A 1,854-nucleotide genomic window follows, 5' to 3' on the forward strand; every position below is an offset into this window, starting at 1 on the left:
TTTGATCCGCGACGTGATGGCCGCGTAGGCCGCCATCAGCGTCCACGCCTCGTGGGTGGCCTCGTCCGTCGGCAGCGGGACCGTGTGGAAGTGGTCGCACTTCCCGCTACACCGAAACCCGAGAGGATCATCATGAACGACGTAGACGACCGGGCACGCTGGCTCGCCCGCTACGGGCAGGATTTCGAGACCGACGTTGAGCGCCGGCAAGCGTTTGCGGAGTATGTTCGGGCCAGGGCCGAGATGGCCGCGATCTTCTGCGGGGTGACACGATGAACGAGTTTGTGAGCATCGCGGACGCCGCCGCCGAGTGCGGCGTCACGGTAGAGCGGTTCATCTCCGATCTGACCGACGCCGGTCTGCTGCTGGTGGTGCCGGGCACCGAGGATGCCCGGTGCCGGCGTTTGCATGTCGAGGATTGTTCGTGCCGGTTCGTAGCGAGTCCGCACCCTGACGTGGCCGATCTGCGGTGACGCGTTCGACGACGTTCGCCCAGGTGGAAAGAATCTTCCAGCTGACCGTAAGACCGTTGATCGGGGCTTGTCAGGTGGGGCATTTGCCCCACCTGCCGGTCACCAGCCCGCTAGGTGAAGGTACTTCACCGACGTGATCGGAACATCGGAGGGAACAGTCCGCAACGACAAGGCAGCTGCGTAATTTTGCGCAGCTGACCCAGTGATCGGGGTTGGCAAGGGGACGGTTGACCGCGACGTTAGAGGTGGGCCAACTGGACCACTTGGTCCAGTTGACCGTAAGACGGTTGGCAAGGACGGCAAGGCCCGTTCGAAGCCGAGGCAGAGACCAGAGCAGGACATCATCGACGCGGCCCGGGCGGTACGTAGGGCTGTATTTCCCCAGGATGGCGTGTGATGTTGGTAACACCACCGAGAGCACCGACGTAAATCTTGCCCATATACAAGTGATGAGGTACCGAGAGATGTACCCACCCCGTGTGACGTTGGTCACCGCAGCGCACTAGAACCGGCAAAGTGTGCCCATATCCTTATGAAAGGGTACGGAGCGGGTAGGGCTGTGCTGTTGGTCACAATCGGGTTGTTCAATGATCAGCAGACGCCGTGCTCACGCCCATATCCAAGTGATGAGGTACCGCGAGGGAACGGTCCCGGGATTGGGGGCCTACCCGACGTGAGGTTCATCACAGATGGCTGCCAGAGCACGAGGCAAACCGCGTGCTCATGCGCATATAAGGATGAAAGGGTACCGAGAGAGACGGTCCCGTCGTGAGATGCCGGAGAAGGCATTGTGCGTGCCTTCCCCCATATCCAATTGAAAGGGTACAGAGAGAGAGAGAGACGGTCCCGTCGTGAGATGCCACCGTCAGCATTTTGCGTGCTGATCCGCATTTACACATGAAAGGGGTCGAGACATCAGTGTCTCGGCCCGTCCCCTTTTTTACCGCCCTACTAAGAATCCACGGACTGGTCTGCGGCCAGCCCGCACTACCCACGCGGTCAGCGGCCGCACACGTCCTGGCGCCAGCGGCGTCGGAGAGGAACCCACCATGTCCACCTGCATCCACGGGCACGTGATCCGGTCAGCGGCCGACAGGTATGCGTCGAACGGCGCGTGCCGCGCGTGCGACCGGGAAACGTCACGTGAGCGCCAGCGCGCTTACCGCGCCGACGCCCGGCGCTACCGCGAGATTAAAGCGATGATGCTCGCCTCGTAACCGCTAGGTCGAGCGCTAGAGGGCCGTAGAGCCCTCTAGCTTCAACGCTAAGCCACGAACTACCTCTCCCGGTGCAATGACCCTGGGGGGATGGTAAACGGCCGTAGGTTTCGATCCTACGGCCTTTTTTATGCGCTGCCAACGATGCCAGCGCCAAACAACCG

2 protein-coding genes and 1 pseudogene are annotated in these 1,854 nt (G+C 61.6%); 2 read left to right on the forward strand and 1 reads right to left on the reverse strand.

What is annotated here, in order from left to right; translation table 11 throughout:
- Window positions 1–96 (reverse strand): annotated as a pseudogene (locus AC2VON_RS23480) (LLM class F420-dependent oxidoreductase); the annotation flags it as partial.
- Window positions 97–272: 176 nt separating this feature from the next.
- Here AC2VON_RS23480 and AC2VON_RS23485 point away from each other — a divergent pair.
- Complete coding sequence (locus tag AC2VON_RS23485; protein ID WP_486955001.1) at window positions 273–473, forward strand: hypothetical protein; 201 nt, start codon at window positions 273–275, stop codon at window positions 471–473.
- 1,049 nt (window positions 474–1,522) lie between these two features.
- On the forward strand, window positions 1,523–1,690 hold the full coding sequence (locus AC2VON_RS23490) for a hypothetical protein (RefSeq protein WP_486955002.1): 168 nt from the start codon (window positions 1,523–1,525) through the stop codon (window positions 1,688–1,690).
- Window positions 1,691–1,854 lie beyond the last annotated feature (164 nt).

The sequence above is a fragment of the Mycobacterium sp. TH-M82 genome, from assembly GCF_057473605.1.

Coding starts and splice junctions, on each gene's coding strand:
- AC2VON_RS23485 (WP_486955001.1), top strand. CDS start 273: ATGAACGAGTTTGTGAGCATCGCGGACGCCGCCGCCGAGTGCGGCGTC.
- AC2VON_RS23490 (WP_486955002.1), top strand. CDS start 1,523: ATGTCCACCTGCATCCACGGGCACGTGATCCGGTCAGCGGCCGACAGG.